Consider the following 16,952-nt stretch of genomic DNA (forward strand, 5'->3'; position numbering starts at 1 on the left):
ATCCCGTTCCACTATTTTCGCACTGCGCACCCACCGGGGGGTGGGGGGGGAGCGCGCCGGCCGGCGGGGCGGGGGGGCCGCGGGGGTCAGAGCCTCGGCCACGTCACTCGGATTCCCGCCCGCACTGCGCATCGAGGGGCTCGTCGAGACCGATGTCCCCGGCGACATCGCCGACCATGCGCTCGCGGTGCTCGGCGAGGCGCTCAGCAACGCGGCCCGGCACTCCGGGGCACAGGCGGTGGACGTCCGGCTTCAGTGCGCCCGGGGCGAGTTGACGCTCACGGTGACGGACGACGGCTGCGGGGTGCCGGATGACGTCGGACGCAGCGGGCTGAGGAACATCAAGGAGCGGGCCGTCACCCTCGGCGGGACCCTGACACTCGGCGAACGGCCGGAGGGCGGCGGCACCCGGCTGGTGTGGCGGGTTCCCGTGAGTGCGGACGGTGCCGCGGACGGAGGCTGATGACCGCGGAAGGCTGGTGGAACCGGTCAGGGAGCACGCTCTTCTCCCGGGCTTCAGGTTCGGCGAGGTGGACGAACTCCGTGCAGCCGGTGCTTGCGCCCACGCCGAAGTGAAGCAGTCGCCGCCCTCGCCGAGGCGACCGGTGGCGACGGCGTGCCCCGTCCGCCCGCGCCGGAGCCGGCCGAGGGAAGGTCTCGCCGCTGAGAACCTTCACGAAGGCGTTCGGCCGCTTCCGGGACCCGAACAGGCGCTGACGGGGCCCTCGTTCCGGAAAATGTGCGGCTCAGGTTCGCTCTCGCCGCTATTTTTACGGTGATCCATTGACCGGGACCAAGGCGCCCGGATAGAAAGATCAGGATCGCGATCACGATTCCGGTCCATACAGCACTTCCTCGGGGGATTTCGCTTTGCCGCACACAGATGCACTTCGTCCTGCCCGCGTCCTCGTGGTCGAACCCGCCTCCTCCGGGGGCGCCACCCTGATCGGCGTCGCGGCCGAGATGGGACTGCGGGTCGTCGTCGCCACCGCCGACTCCGGCGACCGCCGGCTCTCCGACGCTGTACGCGCGGCGGCCGACTCGGTGCTGACGGTGGAGACCAACGACCAGGCCGCCCTCGAAGCGGCCGTGCTCGAACTGCACCGGGCCGAGCCGTTCGAGGCGGTGCTGCCGGGCTCCGACATCTATGTGACGGCGACCGCGCGCGTCGCCGCGGCACTGGACCTGCCCGGCCTGCCCGTGGCGACCGTCGACCGGGTCCGGGACAAGAGCGTCATGCGGGCCGCAGTGGCGGAGGCCCGACTGCGCACCCCGCGCTTCGCCCAGGCGACCACCGACGCCGAACTGCGCGCCGCGGCCGAACGGGTCGGCTTCCCCTGCGTGCTGAAGCCGGTCGCCTGCTCCGGCAGCATCCACGTCAGCCGCGCCGACGACCTCGACCAGCTCACCGCCGCGTTCCAGCGGCTCGTGACCGACCCGGAGCCCGACATGGGCAAGCTGCACGAGCACCGGGTGCTGGTCGAAGAGTACGTCCAGGGCCCCGAGTTCAGTGCTGACGGCTACGTCCTGGAGAGCGGCGAGGTCACCGTCGTCGCCCTCAGCCGCACGCTGCTCGGCCCCGAGCCCGACTTCGTGGAGCTGGGCCACCTCACCCCGGCCCTCGTCGACGACACCACCCTGAAGAGCGTCGAGACGTACGTCGGCGACGTCGTCCGCGCCGTCGGCATCACCAGCGGCCCCTTCCACTGCGAACTGCGCCTGGCCGCCGACGGTCCGGTGCTCATCGAGATCGGCGCCCGGCTGCCGGGCGACCGGATCGTGGAGCTGCTGCGGCTCGTGACCGGCGTCAGCCTGCCCAGGGTGGCCGTCGCCACCGCGCTCGGCGTCGGCCTGGAGGCGGCCGGTGCCTTCGCGCGGCCGCAGGCCGAGAGCGCCGGCATCCGCTTCTTCTCCGCCGCCGGCCGCTCCTCGTACCAGGAGCTCACCGGGTGGCCCGAGCTGGAGGCACTGCCGGAAGTCACCGAGACCGCCGTGTACTTCGCGCCGGGTGAGGCCATCCCGGGCGTCGAGGACTGCCGCTCGCGCCTAGGCCACGCCCTGTTCACCGCCGACTCGCCGCAGGGCGCCCTCGACCGCTGGCAGGCGCTCGGTGACCTCGTCGTCCCGGCCTGACCCGGCGGATCCCACCATGAACGCACACATACTCGACTACGCGGCCGTCGGCATCGGCCCCGCGAACATGAGCCTCGCCGCGCTCGCGCATCCGGTCGAAGGGCTGCGCGGCGCCCACCTGGAACGCCGTGAGAGCTTCTCCTGGCACCCCGGACTGCTGCTGCCCGAGGCCACCCTCCAGGTCTCGCTGCTCAAGGACCTGGTGACGCTGGTCGACCCGACCAGTCCCTTCTCGTTCCTGTCGTTCCTCGCGAGTGAGGGCCGGCTCTACCGGTTCCTGGCCGCGGACTTCCCGGCCGTCCTGCGCGCCGAGTTCAACCAGTACCTCCAGTGGGTCGCCGGGCGGCTGCCGAGCCTGACGTTCGGGGCGGACGTACGCAGTGTGGACTTCCACGACGGGGCCTTCCACCTCCGTACCGGCGAGCACGATGTGACGGCACGTCATCTCGTGCTCGGTACTGGGCTCACCCCGTTCGTTCCCGAGCCGTTCCGCCCCTTCCTCGGCTCCACCGTCTTCCACTCCGGGGAGTTCCTGCTGCGGGCCCCCGAGGTGACCGGACGGCAGGTCGTCGTGGTCGGCGGCGGCCAGAGCGGCGCGGAGATCGTGCGCCACCTGGCGGCCGGCGCGGCCCCCGAGAGCATCACCTGGGTCAGCCGGCGCTCGTCGTTCCTGCCGATGGACGACTCGCCGTTCGCCAACGACCTCTACACGCCCGACTACGTACGCCGCTTCCACGCGCTGCCCGCCGACCACAAGGCCCGACTCCTGGAGCGGCAGAAGTACACCAGCGACGGCATCGACCTCCAAGTCCTGCAGGACATCTACCGGTTGAGCTACCGCGACGAGTTCATCGAGAACAACCCCGGCAGGCTGCGCTTCCGGGCGGACAGCGCGGTCACCGCGGTCGAGGGTGGCCCCGACGAATGGAAGCTCGTCGTCGAGTCCTCGGGCCCGGACGCACCCGCCGTGCTCGCCGCCGATATCGTGATCCTGAGCACCGGATACGCCTACGCGCTGCCGGACTTCATGGCTCCGCTGGACGCGCGGCTGCGGCGGGACGGCGGGACGCTCGTCGTCGGTGACGACTTCTCGGTCGCATGGGACGGGCCTGCGGAGAACCGGATCTACCTCCAGAACGGCGCCCGGCACTCCTGGGGCGTCGCCGATCCCAATCTCAGCCTGCTCGCCTGGCGCAGCGCGGTCATCCTCAACAGCATGCTTGGTGAGACGAGGTATCCGGTATGACCGCTCATCAGGTCACGCAGTTCCAGGCCGATGCGATCGGCGCCCTGGTCCCCTTCGGTCCGACCGAAGCGGAACCCGACGGAGTGACCGTCGCCGAGGCGGACTTCGCCCGTTCGGTCTTCCCCCGCGTGCCGTTCAAGGCGGCCCGCTTCACCGTGCCGCCGGGCGGGACCAGCTCGCCCGACCAGCACGCGGTCCAGGAGATCTGGGTGGTCCACGCCGGATCCGGCACCCTGGAGGTGGACGGCGAACGGTCGCTCGTCGGGCCCGGCTCCCTGGTGGGCTTCGCCTCGCGGGCCGTCCACGAGATCTTCGCCGACCAGGGCGAGGAACTGGTCATCTACTCCTTCTGGTGGTCGGCGCCCGATGAGTGAGCGCACCACCGGGACCAGTGAGGCGCCCCACTACGACCTCGCCGTCCTCGGCGCGGGCGCGGTCGGCGCCCTCGCCGCGTACTACGCCGTGCGCCGGGACCCGGGCCGCCGCGTCGCCGTGATCACGCACGCCGGACGGGGGACGGGCGCGACCCGTCTCTCGGCCGGGTTCGACACGCCCACGGGGCACAACCCGGCCCAGCGCGCCCTGGCCGCCCGCAGCACCGCGCTCTTCGACGAGTTCGCCGCCGGACTCGGCGACGCCGGACGCGCGCCGGTCGACGTCCGCTGGCTGGTGGCGCGCGAGAACACGGCCGCGCTCGACGCGACCATGGCCGACGGCGGCCGCACCCGCCCGGTCACCGGGGAGCAGCGGGCCCTGCTCGACCGGACGTTCCCCGGGCTCGCCCACGGCGGCCACGAAGTCCTGCTGGCCACCGCACCTATGACGGCGGGTCAGCCCCAATGGCTCACCGACCGGCTTCTCGACGAGGTCCTCGGCCGCCCGGACAACACCCTCCTGGAGGGCTTCCGGGTCACCGAAGTACGCCGCAGGGGCGGGCGCGTCGAACTGGTCGCCGCCGACGGCAGCCGGATCACCGCCGCCAAGGCGGTCCTCGCGCCCGGCCCCTGGGTCCTCGACGGCCCGGTGGCGGCGGCGGCCCGCGAGCGCGGGGCCCGGGTCAAGAAGGTGGTGGCGTTCCACATCATGACGCCGCCCCCGCCGGGCGCCCCGGCACTCGTCCTGGAGGACGCCGACGCCTTCCTGCTGCCCCACCGCCCCGGCGGCCACTGGATCTTCAGCATCACCTCACCCGACTGGGACCGAGGCCCCGACGAACCGCTCGCCATCGACGCCCGCGACCGGGAACTCGCCCGAGCCCTGCTCGCCCGGCACATACCGGGATTCCTGCCGCACCTGCTCGGCGGCCGCGTCTTCAGCGACTGCTTCACCCCCGGCCGTCTGCCGGTCGTGGACACGGTCGGCGGTGACGACGTGGTCATGGCCATCGGCGGCTCCGGCTCCGGCTACCGACTCGCCCCGGCCATGGCCGAGGACGCACTGAACCTGCTCGACGGGAGAACGCGGACATGAGCCTGCTGACCGGGGACACGCACACCCCCCGGCACTACCTCCTGGTGCCGCCCGAGGCCACACCCAACGGCCCCCTGCACCTCGGCCACATCGGCGGCCCCTTCCTGTGGTCGGACATGATCGCGCGGCATCTGCGGGTCCGGGGCGACCTGCCGTTGGTGATCACCGGCAGCGATGTGTACGAGTCGTACGTGACGCTCAGGGCGCACGCCGAGGACTCCACGCCCGGCGAGGTCGCCGCCCGCTACGGACAGCGCATCCAGGACGACTTGGCCGCGCTGCGCATCGGCATCGACGCGTTCGTCGTCCCCGATCGGCAGCCCTGGCGAGAGCGGTTCGAGCAGGAGGTCGCCGCCTCGATCGAGCGGCTGACGGCCCGGGGCGCGGTGCTCACGCGCACCGAGCGCGTGCCCTACTGCGCGGCGTCGGACCGCTGGGTGGTGGGCGGCTGGCTCCAGGGCCGCTGCCCCGAGTGCGGTGCGGGCATCGCCAGTTACTTCTGCGAGGAGTGCAGTGCGCACTTCCTGCCCGAGTCGGTCGTCGAGCCGCGCCCCCTGCTCGACGAGGGGCCGCTGACCTGGCGGGAGATCTCCAGCCTCTTCCTGCGGCTGCCGGACCGCGACCTCCTGGACAGCACGCTCGTGGACCTGGGCGTCGCCGACCGCTACCGGGCGACCGTGGCGCGCTTCCTGGAGCGCGACGGCATGACCGTACGGCTGAGCGCCCCGCAGACGTGGGGACTTCCGCTGCCCGCGCCCGAGCCGGACGTGCCGCGCGCCCTCTTCCCGTACGCCGGGATCTTCATGTTCGCCCGCCTCGCCGGCGCCGTCCACGGCCGGCTCTCCGGCACCGGCGTGAACGCCTTCGACCCCGACTCCGGGGTCACCACCATCACCACCCTGGGGATCGACAACGTGATCCCCACCCTGGTCTCGATCGTCGGCACCAGCCTGCTGCACGGCGACATGAAGCCGTACGACCGGTGCCTGATCAACAACTTCTACCGGCTGGCCGGGCGGAAGTTCTCCACCAGCGCCCGGCACGCCATCTGGGCGGCGGACATCGCCGCGTCGCCCGCCATCGGCGTGGACACCGTCCGGTACTACCTCGCCGGGGCCGATCTGGAGTCCGGGGCGGCGAGCTTCGAGACGGCGGACTTCCTTCGGACCGCGAACGCCACGCTCGCCGACGGCCTCGGCAAGCGGATCGACGCCGCCTGGAGCCGGCTGCCCGAGGGGCCGCCGCAGGCGCCCGCCCCGGCCGTCGCCGACCTCGTGGAAGCCCTGCTCGCCGAGCAGTCCGCGGCGCTCGACGGCGCCCGTGTCTCGACCCGGCGCGCGGTCGCGGCGCTCGACCGCTGGTGCGCCGACGACGCGGTCGCCCACGCGGCCGAGGACGGCGCCTACTGGTGGCTCAAGGGCCTGTCCCTGCTGGCGTTCCCGGTGATGCCGGACCTCGCCGAGCTCGTCTGGCAGCGCCTCGGCGGCGCCGGGGAGCCTCGCGCGGCGGCCTTCCTCGCCAGGACCCCGGCCCACCGTGACCGGCCCGCGCCCGGCTTCGGCCGGGTGAGCGCCGCCGATCTCGACGCCTGCCTGCCCGACACCCTGCGACCGGGAGCGGACGCGTGACCGACCGGACCACACCGCTGTACGTCGTCCTCAACCGCTCCGGCGACGAGTTCGGCGAATACCACCGTTTCCTCGACGGCCACCCCTGCCGGATGGTGTACCTCACCACGCCCGGCGGGCTGCCCGCGCTCGACCAGGACGGGGCGACCGAGGTCCATGTGCGCGACAGCCTCGACCACGACGACCTGCTGCCCCTCGTGCGGGAGATCGCGGACCGGCACGGCACGCCCGAGGCCGTCTTCGGCCAGTCCGAGTACGACATCCTGACGGCCGCCCGGCTCTCGGCCGCACTCGGCGTCCCCGGCGGCTACGGCCTCGACCTGGTCCGGCGGTTCAAGGACAAGCCCGCCATGAAGAGCGCGGTAGGCGCGGCAGGACTGCGGGTTCCCCGGTTCCGGAGCCTCGACGACGCGCCCTCGGCGGAGGCGGTCGTCGACGCCCTCGGCGGTCTGCCCCTGGTCCTCAAGCCGCGCGCCGCGGCGGGCTCCCAGGGAGTCACCGTCGTCCACAGCGCCGACGAACTGCGCGACGCGCTCAAGGGCGTCGACCCCGAGGCGTACGAGTGCGAGGAGTACGTCGACGGGGACATCTTCCACGTCGACGGCGTCCGCCGCTCCGGCCGCCTCCACTTCGTCACCGCTTCCCAGTACGTCCACACCTGCCTGGACTACGCACACGGCCGCCCGCTGGGCTCGGTCCTGCTCGACCCTGGCCCCCAGCGCGACAAGCTCACCACGTTCGCCGACCGCTGTCTGCGGGCGCTCGGGCTGCGCGACGGCGCGTTCCACCTGGAGGCGATCCGACGTCCGGGGGGCGAGCTGGTGTTCCTGGAGGTCGGGCTGCGGCCGGGCGGCGCGCAGGTGCCGTTCCTGCACGTCGACCTCTACGGCATCGACCTGTTCGCCGAGGCGTTCCGGGCGGCCCTGGGCCTGCCCCCGCTGTGGCAGCCGTCCGAGCCGGTCGGGCCCCGGGCCGGCGGCTGGCTCATCTACCCCGCCCCGCGCGAGCTGCCCGGACGGGTCGTCGCGCGCACCTCGCCCGGGTCGGCCGTCCCCGAGGTCTACCACGAGGAACTGCCCGCGATCGGCCAGATCATGACCGGGCCCGGCAGTTATGACGAGGGCTGCGGGATCTTCCGGTTCCGAGGGCGGAGCGCCGCCGGGGTTCGCGCCGCCGTGCACACCGCGATGGAGGTCTACGGGCTGCGGACCGAGCAGGCCGAGCGGGCCGAGGGAGCTGAGCCGCATGGCTGAGGCACGCCGGTACGGCATGCTGCACGCCTGGTTCCGGGAGATCCTTCCGGCCGCCGGGAACGCGCGCAGACTCGGCGTCCTCACGCTCATCCAGTCCCTGGGGCTCGGGGTGTTCCTCACGTCCAGCGCCGTGTTCTTCACCCGGACCATCGGCATCCCCGCCCAGCGCGTGGGCCTCGCCCTGTCGGTCGCCGGGCTCTGCGGTCTGGTCTGCACCGTGCCCATCGGCCGACTCGCGGACCGGCTCGGCGCGGCCCGGGTACTCACCGTCAACTTCCTGCTCGCGGCCGCCGGCTTCTCCGCGTACTGCCTGGTGGACGGCTTCGCCGCGTTCCTCGCGGTCGCCTGCGCCATCGCGGTCCTGGAGACCTCGGCGGGCGCGCTCCAGGCGTCGCTCACCGACGCGCTGGTGGGCGAGGCGGAACGGGTCAGGGTGAGCGCGCAGATGCGCAGCCTGTTCAACCTGGGCTTCCTCGGCGGCGCCGCGCTGGCCGGAGCCGCCATCGCGGCCGGCACCTCGACCGCCCTGTACGCCACGGTCCTCGCCAACGCCGCCCTCCAGTCGGTCTCCGTCGCCGTGCTGCTCGCAATGCGGCTGCCCGCGGGCGCCGGGCCCCGGGCCACCGCCGCCGAGGCGCCGGGCGGGGTGCTGCGCAGCGCCGCGCTGCGGGACGTGCGCTATGTGGCGGTCGCGCTGGTGTGCGGCGCTCTGGAGCTGTACCACCCGTTGCTGACGGTCGGTCTGCCGCTGTGGATCGTCACCGGCACCGACGCGCCCGCGCTGCTGGTGTCGGGGCTGCTGATCCTGGACACCGTCCTGGTGCTGTTGTTCCAGGTCACGGTCAGCAGAGGCGCGGGTACCCCGGCGGGAGCGGCCCGTATGCTGCGCTGGGCGGGGTGGGCACTGGGGGCGTCCTGCCTGGTCTTCGCGGTGAGCGGGGGACACGGCGCGCTCCTGGACAGCGCGGCCCTGCTGGGCGGCGCGCTGGTGCTTGTCCTCGGCGAGCTGTACCAGGCGTCGGCGAGCTGGGGCCTGTCCTTCGGGCTCGCCCCGGCGGGCCGGCAGGGGGAGTACCAGGCGGTGTTCTCCCTGGGGCGCGGGCTCCAGCAGTTCGCCGGGCCGTGGCTGATGACCTCCCTGGTCGTCGGCGCGGCGGCGACCGGCTGGCTGGTCCTCGCGGCGCTCTTCGCCCTGCTCGGGCTCGCCGCGCCGCCGTTGGTGCGCGGCCTGGAGAAGGCCCGCGCGCGGACGGAGCCGGCGTCGGCCTGAGCGGACCGGCCGGCGCCCGTCCGGACCACATGTGTCACACCCGTACGACCGAAACAAGTGAGCGAGCACCATGACCCTACAGCGACGACACGACCCGGACGAGCGCGGCTTCGCCAGCGACAACTACGCGGGTGCGCACCCCGAGATCCTTGCGGCGATCGCCCTGGCCAACGGCGGCCACCAGGCCAGCTACGGTGCCGACGTCTACACCGAGCGCCTCCAGGAAGTGGTGCGCGGCCACTTCGGCCCCACCGCGCACACGTACCCGGTCTTCAACGGCACCGGCGCGAACGTGTTCGCGCTCCAGACCATGCTCGACCGCTGGGACGCCGTGGTCTGCGCCGAGTCGGCCCACGTCAACGTCGACGAGGGCGGGGCGCCCGAGAAGGTCGCCGGGATCAAGCTCCTGACGGTGCCCACATGGGACGGCAAGCTCACCCCTGAGCTGATCGACCGTCAGGCATGGGGCTTCGAGGACGAGCACCGGGCCCGGCCCAGGGTCGTCTCGATCGCCCAGTCCACCGAGCTCGGCACCTGCTACACGCCGGACGAGATCCGTGCGATCTGCGACCACGCGCACGACCTCGGCATGCTCGTCTACCTGGACGGCGCCCGGCTCGCCAACGCCGCCGCCACCCTCGGCGTGTCCCTGCGCGAGATGACCACCGACGCCGGCGTGGACGTCCTCTCGCTCGGCGGCACCAAGAACGGGCTGCTCTTCGGCGAGGCGGTGATCGTGCTCAACGAGAACGCGGTACGCGGCATGGCCCACCTGCGCAAGACGAGCATGCAGCTGGGCTCCAAGATGCGTTTCATGTCGGTGCAGTTCGAGGCGCTGCTCGGCGGCGACCTCTGGCTGCGCTCGGCGGCCCGCTCCAACGCGATGACCCAGCGGCTGTACGAGGCGGTGCGCGAACTGCCCGGCCTGGAGATCCCCCGCCCGGTGCAGGCCAACCAGATCTTCGCCGTCCTGCCGCCGGCCGTCACCGAGCGCCTCCAGAAGCGTTTCCGCTTCTACACCTGGGACGAGCAGGCCGGCGAGGTCCGCTGGATGACCTCCTTCGACACCACCGAGGACGACGTGGACGTGTTCGCGGCGGCCATCGCGGAGGAACTGGCGGCGGAGCGAGGCCAAGGGCCGGCGGGCGCGCTGACCACGGCCGAGCACGAGGAACTTGCGCAACTGCGCCGTAAAGTCCGCGAGATGGAAGAGACGATCGAAGTGCTGGGGAAAGCGCCCGCCTTCTCCGCGAACCGCGAGACGAAGTAGCCGGCGGCGAAAGCATGGGGGCGGGCGAGCGTTCCGTGCCGTTGGCTGATGCGCAGCGGACGCGGATCGAGCCGTCGCTCCCGGCCCGGACGCCGAAGCGGGGTGGCCGCCGGCGGGATCACCGTGAGGTGATCGACGCGATCGCCTACAAGTTCCAGACCGCCCTGGCCGCCCTCGGCACGACCACTCTGCCGATGATCGGCTCGCCTGTCAGTTGAGGGTCAGATGCAGACGGACGGTGGTACCGGTCTGCTGGGCTTGCACTTCCGTCAGGTCGCACAGACGGCCGCACGGCCCACAGGCCGTGGCCGTGCGGCTGTGTGGGGCTCGGCGGAGGGTACCGCCCTCCGCGGTCCGGCGGGTGTGGCCTGTTGGGCTGCTACTGGCTGGGTGAGGTGAACAGGGTGCGCAGGGTTTGGGTGGCTGTTTCGCGTAGCCAGGTGTGGGCGGGGTCGTTGTCGTGGCGTTGGTGCCAGAGCAGGTGCAGGGGTACTTCGGGTAGGTCGAGTGGCACTGGCAGGGTGTTCAGGCCGAGTTGGTGGCGGGCGGAGCGGGTGGCCGCGTCGGGGAGGGTGACCACGAGGTCGGTGTCGCGGGCGAGTTGGAGTGCGGTGGCGGTGGTGGGGGCGGAGGCGATGACGCGGCGTTTGTGGCCGAGGGCACTCAGGACGTCGTCGATCCGGTTGTGGAGGAGTCCGCGCCGGGAGACGGTGAGGTGATCGGCCGCCGCGTATCTCTCGGGGGTGACGGGCTGTCGGGTGAGGGAGTGGCCCGGGCGGACGGCCAGGACGAGCCGGTCGCGGCCGATGAGGCGGTGGCGGATGTCGGGCAGGGACGGCGGGCCGGCGCTGGAGGCGAGGTCGACCTCACCGCGGCGGAGCTCGGGGGTGTCGTCACCGGGCTCGGCGGTCAGCCGGAGTTGCACCCCGGGGGCCTGGCGGTGCACCGCGGCGATCAGGGCGGTCCCGCAGGTGGTGGTGAGGGCGTCGTGCCAGCGGACGGTGAACACCCGCTCCAGAGTCGCCAGGTCGAGTTCCGTCTGAGCGGACAGCAGGTGGTGGGCCTGCTGTACCAGGGCGTGGACCTGGGTGCGCATGGCCAGGGCGCGGGTGGTGGGAGTCATGTGGCGTCCGGTGCGGACCAGGATCTGGTCGCCGGTGGCTTTGCGGATACGGCCAAGGGAGCGGCTCATCGCCGGGGAGGTGACATGAAGGCGGGCGGCGGCACCCTGGACGCTTCCTTCCTCGAGGAGCGCGTCCAGGGCGGCGAGCAGGTTCAGATCCAGTTGCATGGCAGTAACTGTATAAGTGAAAACCATGCACTTGTTGTTAACAGTCGCAGCTTCTACCTTCGAGATGTGGGGCGGAGGACAGCTTCCGGAACATCCCCGCTTCTACCGAATCCAGGGAGTGCGCCATGACCACAGCCATGCCTTTCGACCCCGACGCCACGCTCCTGTCCGCGGTGACCGCTGCGGTGGAGGACGCCGGAGTCACCCTGCGGGAGCGCTACACGGCCCATGCCCGGGGCGTGAGTTTGGAGGAGGTCGTCGGCGAGATCCACGCGAACGACGACGCGGTCCTCGCCGTGCTGCGCGAGCCGCTGCTGCGGGCGAGGGCGGGATCGCAGTGGGCGGAGGACGAGCTGGCCGGCGGGGCGCTCCCGCCGGGCGAGTGGTGGGTCGTCGACCCGGCCGAGGGCAACATCAACCACGTCCACGGCATGCCCGACTGGGCCGTGACCGCCACCCTGGTGCGCGACAACCAGCCGGTCCTCACGGTCGTCCACCTCCCGCTGACCGGCGACACCTACACCGCCACCGCCGGCGGCGGCGCCCACCTCAACGGCCGTACGCTGACGGTGTCGGCGAAGAACGACCTGGGTGCCGCGCTGATCGGCACCGGGCAGGCCCGGCCCGGCGAGAGCACCGACACCTTCCGCCGCATCGGCGCATCGGTCACCGCCATGCTCGTCGCCGGTCTCGTCGTGCGCGTGTCCGTGCCGGCCACGCTGCAGCTCATCCACGTCGCCGCCGGACGTATGGACGCCTTCTGGCAGTTCTCCGACGTCCGCTCCGGTCTCGTCGCGGGCGCCCTGCTGGTCGCCGAGGCCGGAGGCACCGTCACCGACCTGGACGGCAAGCCCTGGAACGCGGCCAGCCGCGATTTCCTGGCCGCCGCCCCCCAGATCCACACCACTGCGCTGGACGTCCTGTCCTCGATCTGATCAGGTCCCCTGCCGGACCACCCTGGCCTGCCACCCCAACTCGCAATCGCGCGGGCCGAGCCGGGTGTTGTGGCTGGTGGGGAGTTGTGGGTGTGCACGAAGGCGCGTGCGCCTGGCCGTCGGGTCCGCCCCGTTCCGCCCCGAGCAATGTGCCGTCGTGCCGTCGTGGCGGGCGTACGGAGGGCCGCGGACGAGGGCTGCCGATGGATCGTCGCCGGGACGGACGCGGCGGGCCCCGCTGAACACAACCCGTCCCTGCACAACCTGGTGCGCGCCGGCTTCGAGCCGATGGATGACCGGATCGACTGGCTGTGGCGCGCATAGAGCGAGGCCATCGTCCGTAGTGCTCCGGACAGACAGACAGACAGGCCGGACGGCCGCACACCGCATGTCATCTATCCGCTCAGGGCGGGCCCCCGTCACAGGCTCCGACTGCTGAGCCGTAGCCGAGAAGATCCACAGACTAGGACAGCCATGACCACGCTTTCCACAGCGCCAACCACCCCACCGCAACGGGCTCGCCGGGTTTCGTGGAGCATCCCGGTCCGGCTGCGCAAGAGCATCCTGGTCACGCACGTCGTCTCGGCGGGAGCCTGGATCGGCATCGATGTCATCTCCATCGTCCTGGTGGCGATCGGTTGGGCACGCGCGGGCGAGGACCGCACCACCGTATACCGCGCACTCGCGGACTTTTTCGTCGTCCCTCTTCTGCTCTCAGCACTCGTAGCAGGGACGGTCTGCCTGCTCACCGGCGTCCTGCTGGGGTTGGCGACCAAGTGGGGCCTCGTACGCTACTGGTGGGTCGCTGTGAAGCTGGTCCTCAACGTCGTCGCCTGCGCGATGATGCTGGCCTTCCTGGGCCCCATCACCGAACTCGCCACGGGCGAGCAGCCGTTGCAGGACATCTGGTTCGTCTCGTTCCTCGGAGCCACCGCCCTGGCGCTCCTGAGCTTTGCCACAGTGCTCTCGGTCTTCAAACCGTGGGGCCGAGTTCGCAAGTAGCGCAGCCCCCGGACGATCGTGGCACAGGGGGCCTTGGTCAGCGTGTGCCGCGTGCGGTCCTCTACGTGTGTATGCCCGTGCCGGTCACCCACCAGCTGTCCCGGGTCGCCGCAGGACGTATGCCTATGCACCGGCCGTACGGGGAGCGCGCGGTCCGGCTTGGGCGGGATGGTGTCGCTCGCCAAAACCGGCGGCATCATCACCCGCGAAGGGCCGGCCGTCGGAGCCGGCTGACGAGCATCGCGTCAGCACGTCGGCTCTGCACGCCGACGCCCTCGCCCCGCTCGCCGCAACCCTGTGAACCCGCCCTCGGCCGCCTCGCGGGCCGCCCGCGGTGGCGCCTCGCATCACCCGTACACGAACAACCACCGCTGAAGCAGCGGCTTCTGCTCATGTCCCTCACCTCTCGGAGGTCCCTGCCATGTCTACTCCTGCCAAGTCCGCTCCCGCCGTGCCGAGCACCCTCACCGACGACTCCGCAATGCTCCCCGCCGTCGTCGAGGTCGCCGAACGGATCGGCGCCCGCGTACTTGCCCGCTACTCACCAGAGGCCCGACCGGCCACCCGTGAGGACATCATGAGCCGCTTCGGACCTATGGAAGAAGAAGCCGCCGAGGGCGTTCAGGCGGCCCTGGCCGCGATCCGGCCGCAGGCCACCTGGCTGGGCGAGGATGAGGAGGAACAGCACCAAGGCGACCTGCCCGCCGGCGAGTGGTGGGTGAGCGACATCGTCGAAGGCGCGATCAACCACCTGCACGGGCTGACCGAATGGGGCACCACCATCACCTTGGTCCGCGACAACGAGCCTGTGCTCGGCGTGGTGCATCAGCCCATCGGCAACGTCACCTATACCGCCGTGCGCGGCGGCGGTGCCTTCCGCAGCGGAACTCGGCTGCAGGCGTCCGCCAAGACCGACCTCGAAATGGCGATGATGACCACCAGCCAGGACGGCGGCGAAGACCAGGCGCAACGCCGGCACATGGCGAAGGCATTCGCCGCCATGCTGGGCAGCGCGTTGCTGGTACGCAGCACCATCCCCACCACCTTCCCGCTGCTGGGCGTGGCCGCCGGCCAGTACGACGCCTACTGGCAGTTCCAGCCCGAGATGTCAGGGGTGGGCGCCGGCGTGTTGCTCGCTACCGAAGCCGGCGCCATAGCCACCGACCTGTACGGCCGGCCCTGGCGGCCGGGCGCCGACCTGCTGGTCGCCGCGCCAGGAGTGCACGCCGCCGCTCTGAACGTGCTGTCCGCTACCACCTGAACCGCCGCGGCGTCCGTCACCCCGCAGAACAAGCAAAACCCCCAAGTACCGCCTGCTTATAAGGAGTTCGACCATGCATCTCACTGTTTTGGGCGCCACGGGCGCCACCGGGCAGCAGCTGATCCAGCAGGCCCTTGATCGTGGCCACACCGTCACGGCCGTCGCCCGTAATCCCGACCGCCTCCCGGCCACCGGCCATGACGACCAGCTGATCCGAGTGCGCGCCGACGTACGGGACACCGACGCCATCGGCCGTGCGCTCAAAGACGCCACCACCATCATCTCCGCACTGGGTATCCCCAGCCGTGACCAGGTCGGTGTGCTGACCGCGGGTGCTCGTGGCGCCGTGGCCGCCGCCCCCGAGCGCATCATCTGGATGGGGGCGTTCGGCACCGGCGCCTCCGCCGCCGCGGCCGGCGCCTTGACGCGCACCCTGCTGCGGGCCATGGGTGCCGAACTCACCGACAAGGTCACCGCCGACACCACCATCCTCGACGCCGGGGGCACGGTCTTTCACTGCGGGCCGCTGTCTGCCGGACCGCTCAGCGAACACCGTCGCACCGTGGACTTGAGCCAGGCACCCCATCGGCTCTTCCCCGCCCGCGTCAGCCGCGCCACCGTCGCCGCCGCGTTGCTCGACGCCGCCGAAACACCGGACCTGCCCGGCGGCACCTACGTGCCCCTCGACCGCTGAGTGTCCGCCTGGCGTACCCGCCCGGGCTTCGACGCCGTTCCCGGACCAGCGTGCAAGCCGTCCCAGGTTGTGGCAGCCCCGCGAAGATCCTCTGCACCGGGCTTCACCCGCCCCGCCGGGCGGCAGGTGAGACCCGACGCGCGTGCATCGTACAGAGGGACCCCGCGAATCCCGTGCCGGAGCCTCGGCCGACGTCTTTGCGCCCTACGCCCGTTCCCCTCACACCGCCCGTACGGGATGGCGGACCACGGCGTCGAACAGATAGCCTTGTGTGTTCGGGACGGCCGTGCCGGGCTGGGTGCGGCCGGTGCTGTCGGTGGCCCGGGCCAGCAGGGTGTACCCGCCCGGGGCCGAGGGGCGCCAGTCGGTGGACCAGCGGACCCAGCCCGCGCGGCGCGGGGCGTCGTCCAGCCGGGCGCGCCGCCAGCGGTTCCCTCCGTCGGTGCTGACGTCGACGCGCACGACGGCGCCGGCGCCGGACCAGGAGCGTCCGGTCAGCCGGTGCACGCCGCCCGCCCCGAGGCTCGCGTCCCACGGCAGTTCCCAGGCGCTCTTGACGGTCTGCCGGGTCAGCGGGGCGCCGCCGCCTTCGGGGTGGGCGCTGCCGAACAGCCGGTAGAAGTCGGTGTTCCAGGGCGAGTAGAGGGGCTGCGCGGACACCTCGATGTCACCGACCCACTTGGTCGAGGCGATGCCGATCCAGTTCGGCACCAGGACGCGTACGGGGAAGCCGTGGTCGTACGGCAGCGGCTCGCCGTTCATCTCGTAGGCGAGGATGACGTCGTCGAGCGCCTTGGACACCGGCAGGGGGCGGCGGACCCGGCCGAGGTCGGTGCCGTCGGCGGTGACGTAGTCGGCGTCGAGGCCGCGGGGCAGGACGTCGACGGCGTCACGGTCGAGCCCCGCCCGCCGCAGGACGTCGGCGAGGCGGACCCCGCGCCAGCGCGCGGTGCCGATCGCGCCCAGCGTCCACGCCGTGCCGGTGACGCTCTGGCCCTGCTGGGAGGTGAAGAAGCTGCGGCCGTTGCCCGCGCACTCCACGAACGCCGTGCGGGTGACCGCGGGGAACTTCTTCAGGTCGTCGAGGGTGAACTCGACGGGGTGGGCGTGGGTCAGGCCGTCGCCGTGGACGGTGAGGGTCCAGCCGGCGGCGTCGAGGACGGGGGTGGAGGTGTGGTTGCGGACGAAGAAGTGATCGACGGGGGTGTGGTAGCCGGTTCCGGCGAGGGAGGCGAACTTCGTCTCGGCGTTGGTGCCCCGGACGGTGAACCAGTCGTCGGGGAGCGCCTTGACGATACCGGGTGACGTCGCCGCCGCAGCCGGCGCGGAGAACGCGGGAGTCACGGCGGTGGCGAGTCCGGCGGCGGCGACGAGACGGAGCAGATCACGCCGGGAGACACCGTCGGCGCGGGCCTCGCCGGCCAGCCACTGGTGCAGTCTGCGGCGGTCGTAGGCGGATTCGGGCGTGGGAGACGTGGGCATGGGCCTGCCTTTCCGGA

Annotated in this window: 17 protein-coding genes; 15 read left to right on the forward strand and 2 right to left on the reverse strand. The window is 72.1% G+C overall.

Annotated elements, in window-relative coordinates; all coding sequences use genetic code 11:
* The 10 genes from ACFWBD_RS16175 to ACFWBD_RS16220 all read left to right on the forward strand — a co-directional run.
* Nucleotides 1-463: sensor histidine kinase (locus ACFWBD_RS16175; protein ID WP_385667216.1), on the forward strand; the 463-nt coding region annotated here is incomplete at its 5' end.
* 446 nt (nucleotides 464-909) lie between these two features.
* On the forward strand, nucleotides 910-2,133 hold the full coding sequence (locus ACFWBD_RS16180) for an ATP-grasp domain-containing protein (RefSeq protein ID WP_385667217.1): 1,224 nt from the start codon (nucleotides 910-912) through the stop codon (nucleotides 2,131-2,133).
* Between the two features lie 16 nt (nucleotides 2,134-2,149).
* Nucleotides 2,150-3,379 (forward strand): lysine N(6)-hydroxylase/L-ornithine N(5)-oxygenase family protein, encoded by a 1,230-nt coding sequence (locus ACFWBD_RS16185; RefSeq protein WP_385667218.1) that lies wholly within the window; start codon nucleotides 2,150-2,152, stop codon nucleotides 3,377-3,379.
* Nucleotides 3,376-3,753, forward strand: coding sequence for a cupin domain-containing protein (locus ACFWBD_RS16190; RefSeq protein ID WP_385667219.1), 378 nt, complete (start codon nucleotides 3,376-3,378; stop codon nucleotides 3,751-3,753). Before ACFWBD_RS16185 ends, ACFWBD_RS16190 begins: the two co-directional genes overlap by 4 nt.
* Complete coding sequence (locus tag ACFWBD_RS16195) at nucleotides 3,746-4,849, forward strand: NAD(P)/FAD-dependent oxidoreductase (protein ID WP_385667220.1); 1,104 nt, start codon at nucleotides 3,746-3,748, stop codon at nucleotides 4,847-4,849. The genes ACFWBD_RS16190 and ACFWBD_RS16195 overlap by 8 nt, the downstream gene beginning before the upstream one ends.
* Complete coding sequence (locus ACFWBD_RS16200) at nucleotides 4,846-6,477, forward strand: class I tRNA ligase family protein (protein ID WP_385667221.1); 1,632 nt, start codon at nucleotides 4,846-4,848, stop codon at nucleotides 6,475-6,477. Before ACFWBD_RS16195 ends, ACFWBD_RS16200 begins: the two co-directional genes overlap by 4 nt.
* Entirely contained in the window at nucleotides 6,474-7,730 is a 1,257-nt protein-coding gene (locus ACFWBD_RS16205; protein ID WP_385667222.1) for an acetyl-CoA carboxylase biotin carboxylase subunit family protein, read from the forward strand. Before ACFWBD_RS16200 ends, ACFWBD_RS16205 begins: the two co-directional genes overlap by 4 nt.
* On the forward strand, nucleotides 7,723-9,000 hold the full coding sequence (locus ACFWBD_RS16210) for an MFS transporter (protein WP_385667223.1): 1,278 nt from the start codon (nucleotides 7,723-7,725) through the stop codon (nucleotides 8,998-9,000). Before ACFWBD_RS16205 ends, ACFWBD_RS16210 begins: the two co-directional genes overlap by 8 nt.
* A gap of 70 nt (nucleotides 9,001-9,070) precedes the next feature.
* Complete coding sequence (locus ACFWBD_RS16215) at nucleotides 9,071-10,270, forward strand: threonine aldolase family protein (protein ID WP_385667224.1); 1,200 nt, start codon at nucleotides 9,071-9,073, stop codon at nucleotides 10,268-10,270.
* Between the two features lie 35 nt (nucleotides 10,271-10,305).
* Nucleotides 10,306-10,488, forward strand: a complete 183-nt coding sequence (locus ACFWBD_RS16220) for a transposase (RefSeq protein ID WP_385667225.1) — start codon at nucleotides 10,306-10,308, stop codon at nucleotides 10,486-10,488.
* Nucleotides 10,489-10,649: 161 nt separating this feature from the next.
* Here the strand turns inward: ACFWBD_RS16220 and ACFWBD_RS16225 are convergent, their stop codons facing one another.
* The gene (locus ACFWBD_RS16225) at nucleotides 10,650-11,561 is read right to left on the reverse strand and encodes a LysR family transcriptional regulator (protein WP_385667226.1); all 912 of its coding nucleotides are present in this window, start codon (nucleotides 11,559-11,561) and stop codon (nucleotides 10,650-10,652) included.
* Nucleotides 11,562-11,686: 125 nt separating this feature from the next.
* On the opposite strand from ACFWBD_RS16225, the gene ACFWBD_RS16230 reads away from it, so the two are divergent.
* From ACFWBD_RS16230 to ACFWBD_RS16250, 5 genes are all read left to right on the forward strand, one after another.
* Nucleotides 11,687-12,496, forward strand: a complete 810-nt coding sequence (locus ACFWBD_RS16230) for an inositol monophosphatase family protein (protein ID WP_385667227.1) — start codon at nucleotides 11,687-11,689, stop codon at nucleotides 12,494-12,496.
* Nucleotides 12,497-12,661: 165 nt separating this feature from the next.
* The gene (locus ACFWBD_RS16235) at nucleotides 12,662-12,820 is read left to right on the forward strand and encodes a hypothetical protein (RefSeq protein WP_385667228.1); all 159 of its coding nucleotides are present in this window, start codon (nucleotides 12,662-12,664) and stop codon (nucleotides 12,818-12,820) included.
* A gap of 150 nt (nucleotides 12,821-12,970) precedes the next feature.
* A complete protein-coding gene (locus tag ACFWBD_RS16240) occupies nucleotides 12,971-13,498 on the forward strand; it encodes a hypothetical protein (RefSeq protein ID WP_385667229.1) in 528 nt (175 codons plus the stop codon).
* A gap of 451 nt (nucleotides 13,499-13,949) precedes the next feature.
* On the forward strand, nucleotides 13,950-14,759 hold the full coding sequence (locus ACFWBD_RS16245) for an inositol monophosphatase family protein (protein WP_385667230.1): 810 nt from the start codon (nucleotides 13,950-13,952) through the stop codon (nucleotides 14,757-14,759).
* A 73-nt stretch (nucleotides 14,760-14,832) separates the two neighbouring features.
* Nucleotides 14,833-15,453, forward strand: coding sequence for an NAD(P)-dependent oxidoreductase (locus ACFWBD_RS16250; RefSeq protein WP_385667231.1), 621 nt, complete (start codon nucleotides 14,833-14,835; stop codon nucleotides 15,451-15,453).
* A 219-nt stretch (nucleotides 15,454-15,672) separates the two neighbouring features.
* Here the strand turns inward: ACFWBD_RS16250 and ACFWBD_RS16255 are convergent, their stop codons facing one another.
* Nucleotides 15,673-16,935, reverse strand: a complete 1,263-nt coding sequence (locus ACFWBD_RS16255; protein WP_385667232.1) for a sulfite oxidase — start codon at nucleotides 16,933-16,935, stop codon at nucleotides 15,673-15,675.
* Nucleotides 16,936-16,952 lie beyond the last annotated feature (17 nt).

Origin of the sequence: Streptomyces sp. NPDC060002, from assembly GCF_042737245.1 — a bacterium.
GTDB lineage: Bacteria > Actinomycetota > Actinomycetes > Streptomycetales > Streptomycetaceae > Streptomyces.

Coding starts and splice junctions, on each gene's coding strand:
- ACFWBD_RS16185 (WP_385667218.1), top strand. CDS start 2,150: ATGAACGCACACATACTCGACTACGCGGCCGTCGGCATCGGCCCCGCG.
- ACFWBD_RS16190 (WP_385667219.1), top strand. CDS start 3,376: ATGACCGCTCATCAGGTCACGCAGTTCCAGGCCGATGCGATCGGCGCC.
- ACFWBD_RS16195 (WP_385667220.1), top strand. CDS start 3,746: ATGAGTGAGCGCACCACCGGGACCAGTGAGGCGCCCCACTACGACCTC.
- ACFWBD_RS16200 (WP_385667221.1), top strand. CDS start 4,846: ATGAGCCTGCTGACCGGGGACACGCACACCCCCCGGCACTACCTCCTG.
- ACFWBD_RS16210 (WP_385667223.1), top strand. CDS start 7,723: ATGGCTGAGGCACGCCGGTACGGCATGCTGCACGCCTGGTTCCGGGAG.
- ACFWBD_RS16215 (WP_385667224.1), top strand. CDS start 9,071: ATGACCCTACAGCGACGACACGACCCGGACGAGCGCGGCTTCGCCAGC.
- ACFWBD_RS16225 (WP_385667226.1), bottom strand. CDS start 11,561: ATGCAACTGGATCTGAACCTGCTCGCCGCCCTGGACGCGCTCCTCGAG.
- ACFWBD_RS16230 (WP_385667227.1), top strand. CDS start 11,687: ATGACCACAGCCATGCCTTTCGACCCCGACGCCACGCTCCTGTCCGCG.
- ACFWBD_RS16240 (WP_385667229.1), top strand. CDS start 12,971: ATGACCACGCTTTCCACAGCGCCAACCACCCCACCGCAACGGGCTCGC.
- ACFWBD_RS16250 (WP_385667231.1), top strand. CDS start 14,833: ATGCATCTCACTGTTTTGGGCGCCACGGGCGCCACCGGGCAGCAGCTG.
- ACFWBD_RS16255 (WP_385667232.1), bottom strand. CDS start 16,935: ATGCCCACGTCTCCCACGCCCGAATCCGCCTACGACCGCCGCAGACTG.